We start from the raw sequence: 19,270 nt of genomic DNA, 5'->3' as shown, positions 1-19,270 counted from the left end.
AGGAAGTACTCGAGCGAGGCCTGCCACGATCTGAGAACAATGGGCTGCAGACCCACGATTCCTACCCCTATTCAACAAGCTGGAAGTACTGCCGCAGCAGCCCGTTCATGTTCTCGGTTCTCGTTGGAGCCGCGCTGCCAGGGCTTGCCGGCGTGAGCGAAGAACACGCCGTCGGTGAAGAGGGAGGCGATCTTGTCGTGGCTGGCCATTTCGGCGCCCTGGTCCCAAGTCAAAGTCCGCCGAAGATCCTGAGGTAGCGCAGACATGGCGGTGACGAGCGATGCGTTGACTTCAGCTGCAGTGTGCCCGCCGGGAAGGTGAAGGAGGACTGCGTAGCCGCTCTTACGGTCGACCAGGGTGCCGTTCGCTGAACGGGTGCGCGTGTCAATGATGAGGTCGCCCTCCCAATCTCCGAACCGGGCCCGGTCGTTCACGACCTTGGGACGATGATCGATCAAGGTCGCCGGGGCGATGAAGCGTGGGGCACGCACGTCGGGGCGCCGTCGACGTTTGCGCAGCGGCCGGCCCGTTCGGAGATGCGGTGTCAGTTTCCTGGTCAACCCGCTGTTCCCCGGCCAGTACAGGGCCTGGTAGATCGTTTCGTGACACACGTGCCACGATCGTTTCTGCGGGTGAGCGTCTCGAAGCCAGAAGCTGATCTGTTCGGGACTCCAATCCTGTTTCAGCTTCGCCTGGACCAGGTCGCGGAGCTCGAGGTCTTGCCCGATGCGGCTAGCTCGCGCCCGGCGCGCCTTCTCTCGGGCGCGGGCGTGGGCCAGGACAGCTCGTACTGGCCGCGGTCGTGTTTGCGCATATTGCGGCGGACCTCGCGACTGATCGTCGACGGCGACCGGCCGAGACGCCTGGATATCTCCCGGATGGAGCATCCTTCTCGCCTGAACAGAGCGATTCGGTCACGTTCAATCAGATTCAGGTGCCGTTCGTGTCTGTCTGCCTCAGCTAGCCGGAGCGGGGCGATCCCACCGCGTTGAGATCGCCAACGGTGACAGGTCGTGCGTCCGATCCCTACGCGCGTCGCCGCCGCGATCGGTCCAATCCCGGCAAGGATGAGCTTCCAGTACTCGTCCTCGCGGTTGAGGTTTCTCTTGCGTCCCCGTCTGCCCATCTTCACACTCCAAATCTTGGTGGAGTGTTGCGACGAGACCTAGAACTCGCCTGGCAGAAATGGCCCTATTTTCGGTTGACGTTTACACGGGCGATCAAGATAGCGCCGGACCACGCAATCGGGACTACTCGACTGCGAAACGAACAGCATGCAAGGTAATCGGCGTGAGGCGTGGCAATGCCTACCTGGACCCGGGCTTCCAATTCGAGCACGGGGCGATCCTCGCCGTGGTCCCACCACTTTCCAACTCGCCGATGCCAACGGATGGTCCCTCGAGAGAAGGCAAGAAGAGTGGCTGGGCTTGTCTTGCTGAAATATGAGTGGACTTCGGCAGCTCGTTTCACCTCGCTATGGGCTAGGCGGTGAAATCACAAGAGCGATGTCGTTTGCACCGACGACGTCTCGGGCACTTCAGCGTGCGGGCTCGACGGCGATCCCAACTTCCCGGGCGTCGAGGTGATACTCCGGCAAACGTCCGGCTCGGAGGCAAACGTCTCCGCAACTGCATTCATTCTGCAACCACAACCGCCGTCGACCCCCCAGGCAGACATCTCGCAGCTCGCCACGGCCTCGAAATGACAAATAGAGAAAGCTTTAAAGTTTTTTCTTTCTCCTCTTTTCATTTTCTCTTCACTTTGTTATAAATGTTGTTAGTCGAGTTCGAGACGGTCAGGCAGGCCCACTTGGGATGCCGGTGCCACGTCGAGATGAATTTGCTCAGGGCCGAGAAATTGCCCTGCAGCTTTAGTAGATGGAGAAAAGCGTGGGCAAAGAAGCTTCCGACGGGGTGAGCGGATCCTCATATCTTCACGGTCAAATTGAGCGGGAACTGACCGGCGTTTTGGGTCGAGAGTTCGTGAGTCGCGATCCTGCAGACCTGCAGGCGAAAGCCGCCGACTGGTCCTGGGTGAGCAAGTACCTGCAGTACAAAGGTCTTGATGTGCCCGCAGCGGACTTCGTAGTCCGGCCGGGATCAACCGCTGATGTGGAGCGCATTGTCGAAATCGCCTCTGACTACAAAATCCCTGTCATTCCCCGAGGAGGAGGATCGGGAACTCAGGGCGGAACATTTGCTCCGTATGGCGGCATCGCCGTAGACCTCACCCGCCTCAACAAGATCATTGAGATCGACGAGGAAAGCCTCGTTGTGACGGCCGAGGCCGGACTCGAAGGGCCTCTGCTCGAAGAGAAACTCAATGAGAAGGGCCTGACACTCGCCCATTACCCCGGTTCATATCACCTCGGCGCGACTTTGGGCGGTTACGTGGCCGCCCGCGGGTCAGGTGTCGTTTCGACAAAATACGGCAAGGCCGAAGACCAGGTGCTTCAGGTTGAGGCCGTCGTTCCCCCCGGGAAGACCATTCAAACCCTTCGCGTGCCAAGCCATGCGGCCGGTCCTGATCTGCTGCAGACGCTGGTCGGCTCTGAGGGGACGCTCGGAATCATCACGAAGCTCTCCTTCCGCTTGGATCCGCTTCCGGAGGTACGCGACTTCCTGTCCTTCAGCTTTCCCGACATCTTCGCGGGGATCGAGGCGGCCCGACTGATCATGACCCGGCGCCTCCGCCCGGCCGTCATACGTCTCTATGACGAGGCGGACAGCCGGAAGCTTCAGGAATGGGTCGGAACTCCCTTCACTGGCACTCTCATGGTCATCATGTGCGACGGCGATCGATCACTCGTCGACTACGAGATGCGCGCCATCACCGAGCAGGCTGAGCGGGCAGGAGGGCATTCCCTTGGGCCCGAGGTAGGCGCTATCTGGTGGGAAGGAAAATACGAACCCTACGCCAAAGGCAAACTCCCAGCTCCTCCACTCATGTACGGCACCTTTGATACCGTCGCACGTTTCGCCGATCTTCCGAAGATTTATCGGGCCAAGAAGGAAGCGATCGAGTCCAAGTTCGGATCAAGAGGAGCCCGCTACACCGCTCACTTCTCGCACTGGTTCCCGTGGGGAGGAATGGTCTACGACCGGTTCTACGTGGACAACCCACCCGAAGATCCGGCGGAGGCCATGGCTCTGCACGATGAATTGTGGGACGCCGGCGTCAACGCATCCCTTGCCAACGGTGGAACCATCAACGAACACCACGGCGTCGGCCTCAAACTTGGGCGCTTCATGCGCCCTCAATACGGGACCGGCTTCGACCTGATGCGGGGCATCAAGGACGCGTGGGATCCGGACGGAATCATGAATCCGGGCAAGCTCGGATTCGGGCCTCCACGGAATCGTTCTTGAGCGGAATTCCGAGACTGTTAACCACCCTGACCCCCACCGCGCAAGGAGGCGCAACAAAATGAACAGCAGACCTGAACGCCAGATCAACCGGCTTACCGAAGGCGACGACGAGTTCCGGAGCAAGTTTCGCTCCTGGAACCTCGCCCACCTGTCCTACGTGGACATCGCCGAATACTTGAAGACGAAGGACACGGTGCTCGTCCCCATGGCGAGCACCGAGCAGCATGGGCCGCATCTCCCGCTGTACACGGACACCATCACCGCGGTCGAGATCTCCGAGCGAATCTCGGAAGAGATCGGTGTGCTGCACACGCCGCCGATCTGGACCGGCTACTCGCCCCAGCACATGTACGGGGTCGGGGAGGGGCGCGGCACCATCACCGTCCGTTCGTCCACCTTGCTCGCCCTCATGAACGACATCGCCCGCAGCCTCATCCACCACGGTTTCAGCCGTATCATCTTCATCAACGGTCACGGCTCAAACATCAAGGTTGTCGATCCCATCCTGCGCAAGCTGCGCTACGACACGGGTGCGCTCATCTCCTTCGTTAAGCCATACATGGAGCGCTACGAGGGGATCCTCACCGGCATCCTGGAGAACCCACCGGAGGAGACGCCGGGCTGGCATTCCTCCGAGCTCGAGACGTCCCAAGACCTGGCGTGGAACCCAGACTTGGTGCGGATGGAGCGTGCTGTCGACACTCGTGCGCACATTCCGGCTTTCCTGCCGAAGTCATTCAGCAAGGAAGACGGAATGCCGGATGCCGAGTTCGAGGGCTATCAGTACTTCAGTTTCCCGATGGATCACCACGAGTTTGTCGACAACGGGATTATCGGCAACCCGATGCGAGCCACCGCAGAGAAGGGCCACGAAGCTTTCCGCCGTCTGAGCGAGCACGTCGCCCGAGGCATCCTTGACCTTCAGAAAGTGCCCGTCACCGTCCACCACCGCGAGTTCATCGACCGCGTTCTATAAAGAAGACACCAACATCCCGCACAGATTGATCGGCTCAACGACGCAACCGCGGCGTTGGGTCCCCAAGGATGGATGCGCCGACCGCTTTGGTCGTCACCGTCCACCCGTTTCGCCAGAGTTGCCGAGACCAAGGAGATACAGCAGTGAATTCACATTTCATCAAGCGCCCCGCCACCTTCAGCGGCCCACGCAAACGCCGCAGCCTGATCGCCGCTGCGGCCATGGCCGCCAGCCTTTCGCTGGTCGCCCTAGCCGGCTGCAGCAACACCAATTCGGCATCCCCCGATTCTGGAGGCGATGGCGAGAAGATCGTGATCGGCGTCGCAATGAAGACCCAGCAGCAGCGCCGATGGGCGTTCGACGTCGACGCCATGCAGAAGGAAGCCGACAAGCTCGGGGTCAAGCTCATCGTCCAGTGGGCCAACGACGATGCCAGCACCCAGTCGAGCCAGATCGAGAACCTGCTCAGCCAGGGCGTGGACGCGCTCATCGTGACGCCTGTGGACGACAAGGCCGCAGCAGCCTCCGCGACACAGGCAAAGGCGGAAGGTGTGCCAGTCGTGTCATACGACATCGGCATCCAGGGCGTTCCGGTGGACTACTTCGTGATCCGGGACAACCCACAGGTCGGTGTCCTGCAAGCGGAGGCGGCTTTGAAGTTCGCGGCCGACGGGAACTATGCGCTCGTCGAGGGCGATGCGGCCAATGACGTGGCACAAGCCATCCACACGGCCCATGTCGCAACCCTCAAGGGCAAGTCCCCCACGGTCGTCTACGACCAGTTCACCAAGAACTGGGATCCGACAACGGCACTAGCGGAGGCTGAGAACATCCTGAGTTCAAACAACGACGACGTTTCAGCATTCCTCACGGCAAACGACGGCATGGCGACCTCGGTCGTGCAGGCGCTGAAAGCCCGCGGCCTGGGTGGGAAGGTCTTTGTATCCGGCCTAGACGCGGACGCGGCGAACCTGAAGCTCATCGACCAGGGCCTGCAGACCATGTCGGTCTGGACCCAGATTGACGAGCAAGGCAAAATCGCTGTCGACGTAGCCGTCAAGCTGGCCAAGGGAGAGAAAATCAAGCCGGAGACCACCGTTGACAACGGCTCCGATGCACCCATTCCGGCTCGCGTGGCACCCGTTGTGGCCGTCACAAAGGAGAATCTCTGTGACTTTGTGACAAAAATTGCCCCCGAGGGATGGGTCACGCCGGAAGAGGTCTTCGCCGACCCTTCCCAGTGCCCCACGAGCTGAACGCAAGCAGACACAGGTAGAACAATGTCGAAGATCGAAACACCGAGTGGCGCCGGTACGTCGGCGCCACTCGGCGGGGCGCCGTCTGAACCCGATCTGCTGCGCGTGGAGAACGCCGGCAAGTCCTTCGGCGGGGCAATCGCGTTGCACAACGTCTCCTTCAGCCTCCGCATCGGTCGCGCGCTCGGGATCATCGGTGAAAATGGCGCCGGCAAGTCCACCCTCATGAAGATCCTGGGAGGCGTGTACCCCGCAGGCAGCTACGAAGGGGACGTTTACCTCAGAGGAGAGAAGGTGAGATTCCGAAATGTTCAGGAGGCGCGGGCTGCCGGCGTGGTCCTCGTGCCGCAGGAGTTGCACATCGCACCGGAGCTCTCGATTGCAGAGAACATGTTCGCCGGCGCTCTGCCCAGCCGGGGAGCGTTCGTTGATTCGGAGACACTGGAGTTACGAGCGCACACCTGGCTGTCCTTCTTTGGGCTCGAACTCGACCCGTGGCTGCCGGCATCGATTCTGTCGCCGTCCGAGCAGCGGCTCATCCTCATCGCGGGCGCTCTCTCTCAGGAAGCCCGCGTACTCATTCTGGATGAGCCGACTGCATCTCTCTCTGATGGGGAAGCCCAGTCCCTGTTCGCCCACGTCGCCAAGTTGAGGAACAAGGGAATCGGAGTACTCTTCATCTCCCATCGACTGGACGACATCGCACAGGTCTGCGATGAAGTCCTCGTCATGCGCAATGGCGAGTCCGTGGCGTTCTTCCCCGAACGAAATGCCCCTCGCGGCGAGATCGTGCAGGCAATGATCGGGCGAGGGCAGGACGAGAACGTGGATCGGGCGCCCCGCGACATCGGCGACAAGGTTGCCCTCAACGTGGCAGCCCTGAGCGTTGCAGATCCAGTCGACAAGAGCCGCATCCGTGTTGACAAAGTCTCCTTCGATGTCAGAGCGGGTGAGATCGTCGGTCTGTTTGGCCTGGTGGGAGCTGGCCGCACCGAGATCCTGCGCACGCTCTTCGGAACTTGGCCGGGCGGCTTCGAAGGGACCATCGAGGTTGATGGCGCCCCTTACCGTCCGAGTACGCCCAGGGCAGCAATCCGACGCCGCGTTGCGATGCTGACGGAGGACCGCAAACAAACCGGCATCTTCTCGGGGCACTCGCTGATGTCGAACATCGACGCGGCCGCGCCCAGCCAGGTCTCCCGCTATGGCTTCTTCGATTCCTCGAAGGACCTGGATCGCGCGCTCGGGATCATCAAGTCCCTGGACGTGCGGGCACGGTCCGCGAGCCAGAGCATCGAGACGCTTAGCGGAGGGAACCAGCAGAAGGTCTTGCTAGGAAGGTGGCTAGCGACGAATCCGCACGTCCTGCTCCTCGACGAGCCGACGGCCGGCGTTGACGTCGGCGCCCGGGAGGAGATCTACCTCCAAATTGAGGAGCTCGCACGGGCAGGATGCGCGGTGCTGCTCGTCTCCAGCGATCTGGACGAGATCATGAGAATGAGTGATCGGACACTCGTCATGTACAAGGGTCGAATCACGGCCACAATCCAGGGGCGCCCCACTCGGCACGCGCTCATGACAGCAGCAACAGGAGGACAGTGATGTCGCAAACTACGCTCCCGTCCACGGCGGAGTCGAACAACTCCCTTCGCAAGCAAGCGCGGATGGAGCTGGGGGCAGTCATGAGCAGGCGCACACTCATTTTCGTCGGCGTCTTCGTCGTACTCGCGGTCCTCTTTCACCTCCAGTCCAACGGTTTGTTCCTCACCCCCCGCAATCTCTCTCTCATGTTGCGACAGAGCGCCATTCTCGCCGTCGTAGCAGCCGGGGTTGCCATCCTCATGACCATGTCAGAAATCGACCTCTCCATTGGCAGCGCAGTCTTCCTATGCGGAGTCGTCTCCGCTGAACTCGCAACGCAGGGCAATCTCCCTCTCATCGTGGTGGTACTCGCAGCGCTGGGCACGGGCGTTCTTCTTGGCGCGGTCCAAGGAGCTTGGGTTGTGTTCCTCGGCATACCCTCATTCATCGCGACCCTCGCCGGGCTGCTGGCCTTCCGAGGCATCGGCCTTCTCTGGACAAACGCAGCCACGATCGGCCCGGTGTCGCCCGAGTTCACAGCGCTAAGCGAAAGTTACATCCCACCCGGCATCTCGTACGTAATCATTGCGATCGCGCTCGCGTTCGGGGTTGGATTCATTGTCATCCGAGATCGCCGCAAGTCCGCCAAGCGTCGCATGGAGGCGCGGGAAGGCATCCTCGCACGCCCGCCCGTGCCGATGGGCAGGACGATCGGCGAGATCGCACTGCTCGTCGTGCCCCTGGGCATCCTTGCTTGGATCGTCGGTGGATTCCTCGGAATCCCTATGGCGCTCGTCTGGGTGGTCATTATCGTGATCGCGTTGTCGGTCCTTATGCTCAGGACAACGTATGGTCGCGGTGCGTACCTGCTTGGGGCCAATCGTGAGGCCGCGATCTACTCCGGCGTCAACGTCAAGCGCACAGTCTTCATCGGTTTCATCATAATGGGCGCGTTGTACGGTGTTGCAGGGGTTCTTCTGACCGCGCGTCTGGGGTCGTCTACGCCGGGCGCGGGTGAATTCCTGGAACTGGACGCGATCGCGGCTGCCGTCATCGGCGGTGTCTCACTGCGCGGAGGCGTCGGCAAAGTGGCGGGCGCCGTAATGGGTGCCGTGCTGTTGACCACGATCAACAACGGCATGAGCATCCTCAACATCTCTTCGTTTTCGCAAGCCATCATCAAGGGCCTGATTCTCATCGCCGCCCTCGGCGTCGACGCCTACATACTGCGTCGCTCCTCCCGATAAATCCAACACCCACCATAAGAGACAGGACATAGTCGTGCGCGATCTCAAGTTTGCAGTCATCGGCGGAGGTTTCATGGGCAAGGCCCATAGCATCGCTCTCGCCACCTACCCCATGTATGTCTGGCCTGCCCCGTACTATCCAGTGCGCGATCTCATCGTCGAAATCAACGACGAACTTGCGGCAGAGTCGCAGAAGCGCTTCGGCTTCAACAGAGCCGGCACGAGCTGGCGCGAAGCCGTGGAAGACCCCGAAATTGACGTGATTGACATTCTTGTGCCCAATGTGATGCATTACGAAGTTGTCATGGCAGCGATCGCCAACGGCAAACACGTGATCTGCGAGAAGCCCCTGGCTCTGACCGCAAACCTTGCCCGCGAAATGGCCGACGCAGCGGAAGCAGCAGGCGTCGTCAATCAGGTGGGATTCAATTGGCGTCTGGCCCCCGCCGTTCAGCTCGCAAAGAAGCTAATCGACGAAGGGGCCATTGGAGAGATCCGCAGTGTCCGCTCCTTCTGGCTCGGAGAATTCTTCAACGATCCAAGCGTCCCGCTCGTCTGGCGCTTCAAGAAGGACCAGGCCGGCTCTGGTGCTCTCGGAGACATCGGCAGTCATGCCATCGACTTCAGCCGCTTCCTCGCTGGCGACATCACTGCAGTACAAGGGATCCAGCACCAATTCGTCACTGAACGGCCGCTCTTGAGCGGCTCGGGCACCGGGCCCGTGGACGTTGACGACGCCACAGCGTTCATGCTCAAATTCGCCAGCGGCGCAACTGGCTACATCGAGAGCTCCTGGGCCGCACCCGGCAAGAAGACCTCGGCAGGATTCGAGGTCATCGGTTCCACCGGGAGCCTCTCCTTCAACTGGGAACACATGGGGGAACTGCAGTACTACGACGGTCGCGACAGTGCCGACCGGCAGGGCTACCGCACAATCCTCACTGGTCCCGCTCACCCGTCCGGGGACTTCTTCTGGCCCATTTCCGGGTACCAAATCGGATACGCCGATACCAAGGTCATCCAGATCGCGGATTTCCTATCCGCGGTAGCTGGAACGACTGAGCGTCCGCAGACCACGTTCCGGGAGGGCCTCAAGTCAACGCTCGTCGAAGAGGCGGTCATTGAATCGGCCAAGTCAGGGCTCTGGACACCTGTCCAGAACGACTGAAACTTCCAACCCATCGCACTCAAAGAGGAGCACATGCAATGAGCACCCTGGATGTTCTGTATACCCCGGCCCAGATCGGGCGCTTGACACTGAAGAATCGCTTCGTCCAATCACCCATGCATACCAAATTCGCTACAGAATTCGGCGAAGTGTCCGAAAAGCTCACCGACTACCTGGTCGCCAGGGCAAAGGGAGGTGTCTCGCTCATCATCCTGGAGAACACGGCCATCGACTGGAAGGTGGGGCGTGCCGCGGGCAACCCCGTGCGCATCGACGATGACCTTTTCATTGCTGGTCTCAGCGATCTCACCGAGGCCATCCATCGCGAGGGCGTCCTCATCGCGACGCAGCTCCACCACGCCGGCCGCCAGAATCCCCGCAGCAACACCGTCGACGGGTTAGGTCCGGTTGCGCCTTCCGCTATCACTTCCTCGGCGATCGGCGACGAACCTCGAGCACTGGAAGTCAGCGAGATCAAACAGATCGTTCAGCAATTCCGGGATGCCGCGCGCCGATCGGTGGCTGCCGGATTTGATCTGATTGACATTCACGGTTCCCACGGATACCTGTTGACCCAGTTCCTCTCGCCACAGTCCAACCACCGCACGGACGAGTACGGCGGGTCTTTTGACAACCGGGCACGTTTCCCCCTCGAAGTCGTGCGCGCCATCCGGGACGAGGTGGGTCCGGACTTTCCGCTGAGCTACCGCATCAGCCTTGAGGAACGAGTTGAGGGCGGCATGGAGGCCGAGGAAGGCATCGCCTTCTGCAAGCTCATCGAACCATACGTTGACGTTTTCAATGTGACGGCCGCGACCTACGAAAGCATGGATTCCGTGTTCATGATGCAGGGTCGCGAACCCGCTGAGCTGTTGCCCCTGGCGGCGCGGGTCAAGGCAGTGGTCTCCAAGCCGGTCATCGGAGTTAGCCGTCTCGGCTGGGCGCTGGATACCTCAGCGAGGGCAATTGAAAGCGGTGCTCTTGACTTCGTGGCGCTTGCGCGTACCCAACTCACCGACGCGAACCTCGTGTTCAAGATCAAGAACGGCGAGTCGGGCCGTGTGAGACGGTGCATCGGCTGCAACGAGTGTGTGGGCGGATTCCTCTTCCGCGGCTGGCGCGTCCATTGCGTAATGAACCCAGAACTCGGTTACGAACGAGAAGCGGCGCAGGGGCTGACTCCACAGGCCAAGAGCAAGAGGGTACTCGTAGTCGGCGGTGGTCCAGCCGGCTTCGAGGCGGCCCGCGCGGCTGCGCTGCGCGGTCACGACGTGCGCCTGGTCGAAGCATCAGCCCGGATCGGAGGCCAGGTGCTGACGGCAGCCGCAGTCGATTACAAACGACGCGAGATGGAAGCGTACGTGACATTCATGGAAAAGGAGCTGGAACATGTTGGCGTGCGCGTTCAGGTAAACGCACCATTCGACTTCAGCACATCTGCAGAGGGAGCGGATGTCGTCGTCGTCGCTACCGGGGGGTATGCGCCTGCTGCCCCAGAAGGCACAATCGACGCAATGCACGCGTTGCGTTCCGGCGAGCTCCCCCCAGGACGGGTCACGATCCTCGGGTCAAATGAGATAGCGCTGAACGCCGCAGCCTTCGCTGCCCAGCAGGGGCGCGAAACGGTCGTCATCACGAACGAAGGTGGCGTCGGTTACGACATGAATCCAATTCTTGCGGCGCACACCGTCGGCATCCTGGAACGACTCGGCGTTCGCTTCGTTTCGACCGATCCGGGGGATTCCGGCATTCGGCTGTCGTCTCCTGACTGGGCGGCGGACTCTCGTGCCCCCTTCGCCGAGATTCCGGCGGACGCGGAGGTTCTGGTGGTCGGTGCACGTGCCAAGGGCGGTCGCTTGTACGCTGCTACACAATCGGGTTTTTGGACCGGAATCGGGATTTAGGAGCAGCATATGGATACGTCGCTACGACGAGCGAGCATCCGCGAGGTCGTCGACCGCGACGGGTATGCGAAGCTGAACTCGCTCAGTGAGTTGTTTGGAGTTGCCCCGGTCACGATTCACCGAGACCTCGACTACCTGGTCACGGAAGGCGTTCTTGAACGCGTGCGCGGCGGCGCCCGAAGTCTCTCCGGACTCCACCACGAGATCAGGACGGACTTCAACCTTCGTCGTTCGCAGGTCATAGAGCAGAAGAGAGCCATCGCCCGGCGCGCCCTCGACGAGATTCCCGACGGCGCGACGGTCTTCTTCGACGCCTCGACCACTGTTCTTGAACTGGCGCTTGAGTTGGAACAAGACGCCAGCCGGAGCCTGACGATAGTCACCAACTCTCCAGCGATTGCCTTCATGTTGCACGCTCCGTACATCCGCGTGATCGTGACACCGGGCGAAGTTGATCAGTCGCTGCGTGCAATCACTGGACTATGGACGGCCGAGTTCCTGGGCGGGCTCAGCCTCGACACTGCATTTGTCTCCGCAGCGGGTCTGACGGTGAGCGGTGGCCTCATGACAACTCAGAGGGAGCTCGCAGAGATCACGAAAACGGTCTTCGCCCGCTCGGAGCGACGGATCGCGCTGGTCGACTCCACCAAGTTCGATGCGCCCGCTCTCCTGTCAATGGCACCCCTTGGTCAGCTGGATCTTGTGATCACTGACGCGGAAATGCTCAGCAGCGTAGAGAAGAAGTATGTCGACGGCGGTCTGCCACTCGTGCGAGCTCCCGGCAACGCGCCTAGTCGCGGCCGGCAATCTTAGGCAAGGAACCATTCAATGGAGAAAACGCCCAATATCGCCCTGATCGGGACCCTCGACACAAAGAGCGACGAGATTCGGTATGTGCGAGATCGCCTGCGCGGGTTGGGGGCGGGCACGATCGTGATCGACTCAGGCATCCTGGGCACCGCGACGTTACTCGCCGACGTCTCGAGGGACGTCGTCGCCGAGGGGTCGGGTCACTCGCTCGCGGAGGTACGAAATACGGGCTCTCGAGGTGCTGCAGTTGCGCTTATGCAGGAGGGCCTCCGACAGGTGGTCAAGGACCTGTACGCAGCCGGCCACATCGACGGCCTCCTATGCCTCGGAGGCGCGGAAGGCGGTCTGATGGCTGCCGCAGCGATGCAGGCCCTACCCGTGGGCGTCCCCAAGGTCATCGTCTCGCCGAGCGCGTCCGGCAGGCGCGAATTCGGCCCGTTCATGGGGAGTAGCGATGTCGTGGTTATGCACTCCGTGGTCGACATTCTTGGTCTGAATTCGGTGGCCAGAAGCGTGTTCGACAATGCGACAGCCGCGGTGATGGGCATGGTCACCTGGGCAGGTCGGCCGCCTGTCAGTCACCGGCCCTGTGTCGGAATCACCATGCTGGGCCAGACCACCCCGGGGGCAATGGTGCTCGCCAAACGGCTTGAAGACGCCGGTTACGAGCCAATTATCTTCCATGCCAATGGAGTGGGCGGACCGGCGATGGACGACTTCGTGCGGGACGGCGTCATTACGGCCGTCATCGACTTCACCCTTTCGGAGGTCGCCAACAGCCTCTTTGGCGGTGTGCACGCTACAGGGCCTGACCGGATGACGGCTGCGGTCAAGCACAATGTGCCATTGATCGTGGTGCCGGGAGCCTGCGACTTCTTCAATCAAGGTGCCATGGACACCGTGCCGGACCGATACCGCTCCCGAGCGCTCTATCACCACAATGCCGTCGCCACACTTGTACGAATCAACGAGACGGAAATGCAGGAACTGGGACGGCAGATTGCCGCATGCGTCGCCCCCGCCACGGCCCCTACCGCCGTGATGGTACCGACCAAAGGGCTCTCCCTTATCGGCGTCCCCGGCGGACCCATCGCGAACGAGAAGGCAGACAATGCCCTGATTGAAGCGCTGCGACGGCATCTCCCCGCTACCATCCCCCTGACAACGATTGATCGCGACATCAACAGCGCCGAGTTCGCCAATGCCGTTGCGGATCGATTTCTCGAGCTGGTAGGAACACCGCGCACCTTGCCAAGCGTTCTTGCGGAACACCAGCCATGAGTCCGGCGCAAGGCCAAGAGTCACGCTTCGGGAGGATGAATGTCGACCTACAATCGGCAACCGCGCTCGTCACGGGAGCTTCGCGCGGAATAGGTCGAGCAATCGCTCTCGACCTGTCGAGGAGCGGCGCACGAGTCATCGGGTTGCAGCGTTCCGACGACGTCCATTCCCACATAGCCCGGAGCGTGGCCGTCGACCTGTCCGATCCGGAGGCAATCGAATCCAGGATGGAGGAACTGCTCCGAGACGAAGAGATCGACATCTTGGTGAACAACGCGGGGATGGTCATACGCCACCCGTTTGAAAAGTACCCCCTCCGGGACTGGGATGACGTGCTGAACGTCAATCTGCGAGCCGTGGCGCAGGTGACCCAGCAAGTGGGGCGGCAGATGCTCACACGGGGCAGCGGGCGAATTGTCAACATCGCCTCCGCCAATTCGTTTGTCGGCGGCACGAACGTCGCCGCGTATTCAGCGTCAAAGGGCGCGATCGCTCAGTTCACGAAGGCGCTGGCAAATGAGTGGGGAAACCGAGGTGTCACTGTGAACGCCGTCGCACCCGGATACATCGCCACCGAACTCAATAAGGCCCTCTTGAACGACGAGGCACGTAGGCGGAGCATTCTGGATCGGATTCCCGCTGGTCGCTGGGGCGACGCCGACGACATCGCCGGAACCGTGACCTTCTTGTGCTCAGCAGCTGCTCATTACATCAACGGGGCGATCATCCCCGTGGACGGCGGATACCTCGTTCGTTGACGGATCGCCGAGGGCGGCGGCCCAGGCGTCTCTTGACGTAGCACGCGGCGATGCTCTTTGAAATCGAACGCATTGCCAGCGAGAGGGGCTAGTGGGGCGCAATAGCGAAGCGTGAAGCGTGAAGCGGACCGGAAGTTGTCGGGATCACGGCGCGACGATACGCAGAGCGCAACCCGTCACGTCGCAGGGCAGGCGTCTTCTTAGAATGAGTCCATGTTCACGGAACGACGCCGAAAGACTCTCGATTTCGAGATGAAGTGGACGCCAGGCGCCGGCGGATCCAAGCGCGAGGCGATCCGAGACACCTTCGGCATTGGCGTTTCGCGATACCACCAGATCCTGCGCTATCTCTGCTTCCAAACGGAGGCCCGCGACTTCGCCCCGGAAGTCACCGAACCGTGGCTCGACCGGCAATCCACGCGGGTGCGACAGCTGACCTCTGCCGCAGATCCGACTCGAAGCACGTAAGGAGGATCGCGCAGTGCATCGGAACTGGTTTCGGGTTGACGGAGCCTCCCGTGGGGAAGCAGCCGCCGCGCCAGGTTCAGGGTTCCTCTGACCGGCCTGCCGGGCTGCGTTACGCTACGCCGCGCCCAAGAATGGAGCCCGCAGACAACAGCGAGGCGACCGGGACGCGGTCCTGACCGCACTGGGACCGAAGTCCAGACGGATGGGTGATTGTCAGTTGCGCACAAGGTAGTAGTCCGCGACACCGTCGCGGGGCGCCTGCGGGCGTGGGTCGTGGCGGTGCGTCATACTGGCGACGCTTGGCACCGCATCTATGTGTTTCGCCGTCGCTCTATCGTTTTGCACTCTCCCAGCTTGGGAGGCTTCAACGCTGCCACGGAGCTACAGCCCAGCCCACGAATTCGGTTCAAGAAGTTGCAACAGCACACCAGGTGGACAGCAAAGCGTCATCGGGTGAGGCTGACAAATGGAGCGGATGACGGGAATCGAACCCGCGCTATCAGCTTGGGAAGCTGAAGTTCTACCATTGAACTACATCCGCGTAACCGGCCTGTAGCGTGCCGGAACCGTGCCAGCTTATCAACTGCGCGCCGGTAGGCTGGCATCGTGCTTCTCTCGGACCGCGACATCAAGCTTGAACTCGGCGCCGGACGTATCGGCCTGGACCCGTACCAGCCGGAGATGATCCAGCCGTCGAGCATCGATGTGCGCCTCGACCGCTACTTCCGGCTGTTCGACAACCACAAGTACCCCTACATCGACCCGGCCGAGGACCAGCCCGACCTCACCCGGCTGATCGAGACGCAGCCGGACGAGCCGTTCATCCTGCACCCGGGCGAATTCGTGCTCGGCTCCACCTACGAGCTCGTCAGCCTGCCCGACGACGTCGCCGCCCGGCTCGAGGGCAAGAGCTCGCTCGGCCGGCTTGGCCTGCTCACGCACTCCACCGCCGGGTTCATCGACCCGGGCTTCTCCGGCCACGTCACGCTCGAGCTGAGCAACGTCGCGACGCTGCCGATCAAGCTCTGGCCAGGCATGAAGATCGGGCAGCTCTGCTTCTTCCGACTGAGCTCACCGGCCGAACGGCCCTACGGCTCGGGCGAGTACAGCTCCCGGTACCAGGGCCAGCGCGGCCCTACCGCCTCGCGCTCGTTCCAGGGCTTCCACCGCACGGATGTCCGCGCGACCGACGCCGGCAGTGCCGGCGCGTAACCGGAAGCCTCCGCGCAGAACCCCGCACGCACCCGCCCTGCCCGCACGGCACACGGAAAACCGCCGGCGCTCCGAGAGTCTCGGAGCGCCGGCGGCTATTCAGGCCAGGAGGCCGGGCTGATTACGCCCGGCGACGGTTGGCCAGTGCGCCGTAAACCAGCAGCACGATGATGGATCCACCGATGGCCAGCAGCCAGGTGGAGATCGAGAAGAAGTCGGTCAGCGGAACGTTGAAGAGCAGCGATCCGAGCCATCCGCCGACGAAGGCGCCGATGACGCCCAGGATGAGCGTGATCAGCCATCCGCCGCCCTGGCGACCGGGGAGGATTGCCTTTGCGATCGCGCCGGCAATGAGTCCGAGGATGAGGAATGCGATGAAGCCCATGTGGGTGTCCTTTATTCGATGGTGATGTGGTCGTGATTGATGCGATTGCGCCTGAAGGCGCCCGGGTTCCCCCCAGGGACAACCCGGGTGCCGCCTGAAGGCGCCTATTTCTTGAAGGCGTCCTTGATGTTCTCGCCGGCCTTTTTCAGGCTGGCACCGGCCTGGTCGGCCTTGCCCTCGGCAACCGCGGAGTCATCGTTGGTTACCTTGCCGAAGCCCTCTTTGGCCTTGCCTTTGAGGTCATCGGCTTCGTTGTTGATCTTTTCTGATGCGCCCATGAGGGCCTCTCTTTCTCTAGGGGAAGGGTGCAGCCGACATGGCTGTGCCCGGGAAGTTGGTGCGAGAGTCTATTTGCGGGAGATGGCGCGGGCGAGAACGCCCGCGACGACACCGAGCGAGGTGAGGCCGACCGCGACGAGCCCGACCAGGCGAACGGGATCCCTGCGGTAGTGCGAGCGAACCTGGGTCAGGATGTTCCCGGCCAGCGCCGCCGCCACGGGCGCGCCGCTCCGGCGAACCGAAACCCGGGCGATGGCCGATCCGGTGAGGGCGGCCGCCTCCTGGCGAATCTGCTCCTGCACGCGGTCGATCATGACCGCGGCGGGGATGGGTGCGCTCACGATGAGTTCGATCCGGCCCTCGGGCCGGGCGAGCGTCACTCCCACCTGGTCCGGAGCCAGGTCGAGGCAGCCCGCGGCGACGGAGGCGGCAACCCGGGTGAACGCGCGCGCGCTGATCCGGGTGGTGCCCCGATCCGTCTCCTGCTCGATCACGTGTTCAGGCTCCGACCGGTGTGCTCGTGCTGCCGGTGGTGTCGTCGTCGGAAGCCAGGTGCACGTCTTTGACGGTCACGTTGACCTCGGTGACCTGCAGCTCGACGAGGGATTCAACGGCCGCGATGACGGCGGCGCGCACATCGGCGGCGACCTTATGCAGCGGAACCGGGTACTCGGCCACCAGGGAGATATCGACGGCGACCTGCGAGTCTGCGACGGTGATGCTCACGCCCTGTGCGAGGTCGGCGCCGCTGATGGCCTCGCGGATGGCGCCGAGGGGGCCCGCGCCGTTGGCCAGCGCGTGCACGCCGGATACCTCGCGCGCCGCGATGCCGACGATCTTCGCGATGACGCTCTCGGAGATGACCGTTGTGCCGGCGATCGTGCCGGTTGTGCCGATTGTGGGTGAGGTTTCAACCATTGTGTTCAACTCCTTGCAAGAATGGGGACCGGTCAATTCGGGCAACCGAATGACGGGATGGTCACTAGTAAGACGCAACTCGTCACGCATTCGTCACGGATGTGCACGAAATAGTTTGAAAAGGGGGTTCCGTTGACGCCGCTACACGACGGGCTGCGCCTGGCCGAAGCGCCCGACGGCGTGCTCGCCGGCCGCGCCGTGGACGGGGATGTGCGCTCTTTCGAGGTTCTCGTGCGCCGCCACGGCCCGCTGATGCGCGCGTACGCCACCCGGATCCTCGGGTCGACGAGCGAGAGCGACGACGTCGTGCAGGAAGCGTTCATCACCGCCTGGGACCAGTTGCCCACCGTGAAAGACCTGAGCGCGGTCAAGTCGTGGCTGATGCGGATCACCAGTCACAAGGCCATCGACCGGATTCGCGCCCGGCGCGACCACGCGCCGCTTGAGGACTGGGACGTGGAGGCGCCGGACTCCGACACTCCCCACCGTCGCGCCGAGGCGGCATCGCAATGGGAGATGATCTCCCAGGTGCTCGGCCGGCTCAGCGAGACCCAGCGCCAGTGCTGGCTGCTGCGGGAAATGGGTGGCTACAGCTACGACGAGATTGCCGAGGAACTCAAGATTCCTCCCTCCACGGTTCGCGGACACCTGGCCCGGGCACGACGGAAACTCGTAGAAGAAATGGAGGAATGGCGATGACGACACCACCCACTGGCCCGCACGACGAGCGGCACGACGAGTCGGAGGACATCATCGCCGACCTCAGCGAGTACCTGGACCGCGGCGAGAGCCCCCCACTGGAGCTCCTGGACCGCTCGCCGGCGCACCGGATCGCGCTCGAATCGCTGCTCCGGTTCCGCTCGGTGGCCCGGGGACTGCTCCAGGCAGACGCCGACGCCGAGCCGAGCCGCGACGACAGCTGGGTCTCGCGCATCCTGACCAACATTCACATCGAGGCCCGGGCCGGGAGGTCCATTCCGCTCGCCTCGCCGACCCCGAGCGCGGAGTTCAGCATCACGGAAGGCGCCGTGCGCGGGCTCATCCGGGCGGCGGGCGATTCCGTGCCCGGCTCGCTCATCGGCCGGTGCCGGCTCGACGGCGATGTCACGGTACCCGGCGAGCCGATCACCGTGGCGGTGGAGGCGAGCGTCCCCTGGGGCGAGCCCATCCCGGCCGCCGCCGACCACATCCGCGAGGGCATCGCGGATGCCCTTCACCGGCATACGGAGCTGACGCTGGCCGCCATCGATGTGACCGTTACCGACGTCAATCTCAGCCGCGATGGGCAGGAGCCGGAGCAATGACCACGCCAGAATTGTCCGAGCAGCTCACCGGCCTGGTGAGGTCGATCGACGGGGTCGTGCAGGTTTACGACGCGCGCCCGACCGCGCTTGCGGCGGCCGCCGACCTCGTGGCGACGGTCATCGGGCAGCCGGCCGGGGAGCCGATCGCGGTCACGAACACCGGCGGCGGCATCAGCGTCGCGGTGAGCGTGGCCATCTCGGATGCGAGCCCGGCCGCCGAGGTGTGCCGGCGCATCCTCGAGGCCATTTCCGGCCACCTCGGCTCGAATGCCGACGGCACGACCGTCGACCGGGTGAAGATCCAGGTCAGCCGGATCAGTTCGGGCCAGGCCGGCGGCGACGCCGGCGGGTAGCT

The 19,270-nt window shown here is 62.6% G+C and carries 21 protein-coding genes and 1 tRNA gene; 15 read left to right on the top strand and 7 right to left on the bottom strand.

Annotated features, from left to right (window positions below):
- Positions 1-71: 71 nt before the first annotated feature.
- A complete protein-coding gene (locus E3O23_RS01985; protein ID WP_420897633.1) occupies positions 72-728 on the bottom strand; it encodes an IS30 family transposase in 657 nt (218 codons plus the stop codon).
- On the bottom strand, positions 683-1,126 hold the full coding sequence (locus E3O23_RS18810) for a helix-turn-helix domain-containing protein (RefSeq protein WP_420897632.1): 444 nt from the start codon (positions 1,124-1,126) through the stop codon (positions 683-685). Before E3O23_RS18810 ends, E3O23_RS01985 begins: the two co-directional genes overlap by 46 nt.
- 751 nt (positions 1,127-1,877) lie before the next feature.
- On the opposite strand from E3O23_RS18810, the gene E3O23_RS01975 reads away from it, so the two are divergent.
- The 11 genes from E3O23_RS01975 to E3O23_RS01925 all read left to right on the top strand — a co-directional run bounded on the left by E3O23_RS01975 (position 1,878) and on the right by E3O23_RS01925 (position 14,817).
- A complete protein-coding gene (locus E3O23_RS01975; RefSeq protein WP_134487520.1) occupies positions 1,878-3,368 on the top strand; it encodes an FAD-binding oxidoreductase in 1,491 nt (496 codons plus the stop codon).
- A gap of 58 nt (positions 3,369-3,426) precedes the next feature.
- Positions 3,427-4,344 carry a creatininase family protein gene (locus E3O23_RS01970; RefSeq protein WP_134487517.1) on the top strand — a complete coding sequence of 306 codons (918 nt, stop codon included), beginning with the start codon at positions 3,427-3,429 and terminating at the stop codon, positions 4,342-4,344.
- 143 nt (positions 4,345-4,487) lie between these two features.
- Positions 4,488-5,600, top strand: a complete 1,113-nt coding sequence (locus tag E3O23_RS01965; RefSeq protein WP_166790379.1) for a sugar ABC transporter substrate-binding protein — start codon at positions 4,488-4,490, stop codon at positions 5,598-5,600.
- A 24-nt stretch (positions 5,601-5,624) separates the two neighbouring features.
- Positions 5,625-7,202, top strand: a complete 1,578-nt coding sequence (locus tag E3O23_RS01960; RefSeq protein ID WP_134487511.1) for a sugar ABC transporter ATP-binding protein — start codon at positions 5,625-5,627, stop codon at positions 7,200-7,202.
- An 80-nt stretch (positions 7,203-7,282) separates the two neighbouring features.
- Positions 7,283-8,428: a sugar ABC transporter permease gene (locus E3O23_RS01955; protein WP_166790378.1), complete on the top strand. Its 1,146-nt coding sequence runs from the start codon at positions 7,283-7,285 to the stop codon at positions 8,426-8,428.
- Positions 8,429-8,462: 34 nt separating this feature from the next.
- Positions 8,463-9,596 (top strand): Gfo/Idh/MocA family protein, encoded by a 1,134-nt coding sequence (locus tag E3O23_RS01950; protein WP_198415102.1) that lies wholly within the window; start codon positions 8,463-8,465, stop codon positions 9,594-9,596.
- Positions 9,597-9,634: 38 nt separating this feature from the next.
- A complete protein-coding gene (locus E3O23_RS01945; protein ID WP_134487505.1) occupies positions 9,635-11,500 on the top strand; it encodes an oxidoreductase in 1,866 nt (621 codons plus the stop codon).
- A gap of 9 nt (positions 11,501-11,509) precedes the next feature.
- Complete coding sequence (locus E3O23_RS01940; protein WP_134487502.1) at positions 11,510-12,313, top strand: DeoR/GlpR family DNA-binding transcription regulator; 804 nt, start codon at positions 11,510-11,512, stop codon at positions 12,311-12,313.
- Between the two features lie 15 nt (positions 12,314-12,328).
- Positions 12,329-13,591, top strand: coding sequence for a Tm-1-like ATP-binding domain-containing protein (locus E3O23_RS01935; RefSeq protein ID WP_134487499.1), 1,263 nt, complete (start codon positions 12,329-12,331; stop codon positions 13,589-13,591).
- Entirely contained in the window at positions 13,588-14,349 is a 762-nt protein-coding gene (locus tag E3O23_RS01930; RefSeq protein WP_338145292.1) for an SDR family oxidoreductase, read from the top strand. Before E3O23_RS01935 ends, E3O23_RS01930 begins: the two co-directional genes overlap by 4 nt.
- A 213-nt stretch (positions 14,350-14,562) precedes the next feature.
- Entirely contained in the window at positions 14,563-14,817 is a 255-nt protein-coding gene (locus E3O23_RS01925; protein ID WP_134487494.1) for a DUF3263 domain-containing protein, read from the top strand.
- Positions 14,818-15,284: 467 nt separating this feature from the next.
- On the opposite strand, the gene E3O23_RS01920 is transcribed toward E3O23_RS01925, so the two are convergent.
- Positions 15,285-15,358: transfer RNA gene (locus E3O23_RS01920), tRNA-Gly, on the bottom strand.
- Positions 15,359-15,423: 65 nt separating this feature from the next.
- Here E3O23_RS01920 and dcd point away from each other — a divergent pair.
- Positions 15,424-16,029: a dCTP deaminase gene (dcd, locus tag E3O23_RS01915; protein WP_134487491.1), complete on the top strand. Its 606-nt coding sequence runs from the start codon at positions 15,424-15,426 to the stop codon at positions 16,027-16,029.
- Between the two features lie 121 nt (positions 16,030-16,150).
- On the opposite strand, the gene E3O23_RS01910 is transcribed toward dcd, so the two are convergent.
- The 4 genes from E3O23_RS01910 to E3O23_RS01895 form a co-directional block, all read right to left on the bottom strand.
- Entirely contained in the window at positions 16,151-16,414 is a 264-nt protein-coding gene (locus tag E3O23_RS01910; protein WP_134487488.1) for a GlsB/YeaQ/YmgE family stress response membrane protein, read from the bottom strand.
- Between the two features lie 104 nt (positions 16,415-16,518).
- On the bottom strand, positions 16,519-16,692 hold the full coding sequence (locus E3O23_RS01905) for a CsbD family protein (RefSeq protein WP_134487485.1): 174 nt from the start codon (positions 16,690-16,692) through the stop codon (positions 16,519-16,521).
- Positions 16,693-16,761: 69 nt separating this feature from the next.
- A complete protein-coding gene (locus E3O23_RS01900) occupies positions 16,762-17,187 on the bottom strand; it encodes a hypothetical protein (RefSeq protein WP_134487483.1) in 426 nt (141 codons plus the stop codon).
- Positions 17,188-17,191: 4 nt separating this feature from the next.
- Complete coding sequence (locus E3O23_RS01895) at positions 17,192-17,611, bottom strand: Asp23/Gls24 family envelope stress response protein (RefSeq protein ID WP_134487480.1); 420 nt, start codon at positions 17,609-17,611, stop codon at positions 17,192-17,194.
- Positions 17,612-17,743: 132 nt separating this feature from the next.
- On the opposite strand from E3O23_RS01895, the gene E3O23_RS01890 reads away from it, so the two are divergent.
- Genes E3O23_RS01890 through E3O23_RS01880 form a run of 3 tightly spaced genes read left to right on the top strand, consistent with a single transcriptional unit; the run spans position 17,744 to position 19,268 of the window.
- Positions 17,744-18,310 carry an RNA polymerase sigma factor gene (locus E3O23_RS01890; RefSeq protein ID WP_241983278.1) on the top strand — a complete coding sequence of 189 codons (567 nt, stop codon included), beginning with the start codon at positions 17,744-17,746 and terminating at the stop codon, positions 18,308-18,310.
- Positions 18,307-18,915, top strand: a complete 609-nt coding sequence (locus E3O23_RS01885; protein WP_134487477.1) for an Asp23/Gls24 family envelope stress response protein — start codon at positions 18,307-18,309, stop codon at positions 18,913-18,915. The genes E3O23_RS01890 and E3O23_RS01885 overlap by 4 nt, the downstream gene beginning before the upstream one ends.
- On the top strand, positions 18,912-19,268 hold the full coding sequence (locus E3O23_RS01880; RefSeq protein ID WP_134487474.1) for a hypothetical protein: 357 nt from the start codon (positions 18,912-18,914) through the stop codon (positions 19,266-19,268). Before E3O23_RS01885 ends, E3O23_RS01880 begins: the two co-directional genes overlap by 4 nt.
- Positions 19,269-19,270 lie beyond the last annotated feature (2 nt).

Origin of the sequence: Cryobacterium tagatosivorans, assembly GCF_004402215.1 — a bacterium.
GTDB lineage: Bacteria > Actinomycetota > Actinomycetes > Actinomycetales > Microbacteriaceae > Cryobacterium > Cryobacterium tagatosivorans.
This window is presented reverse-complemented; position numbering and strand designations above follow the sequence as displayed.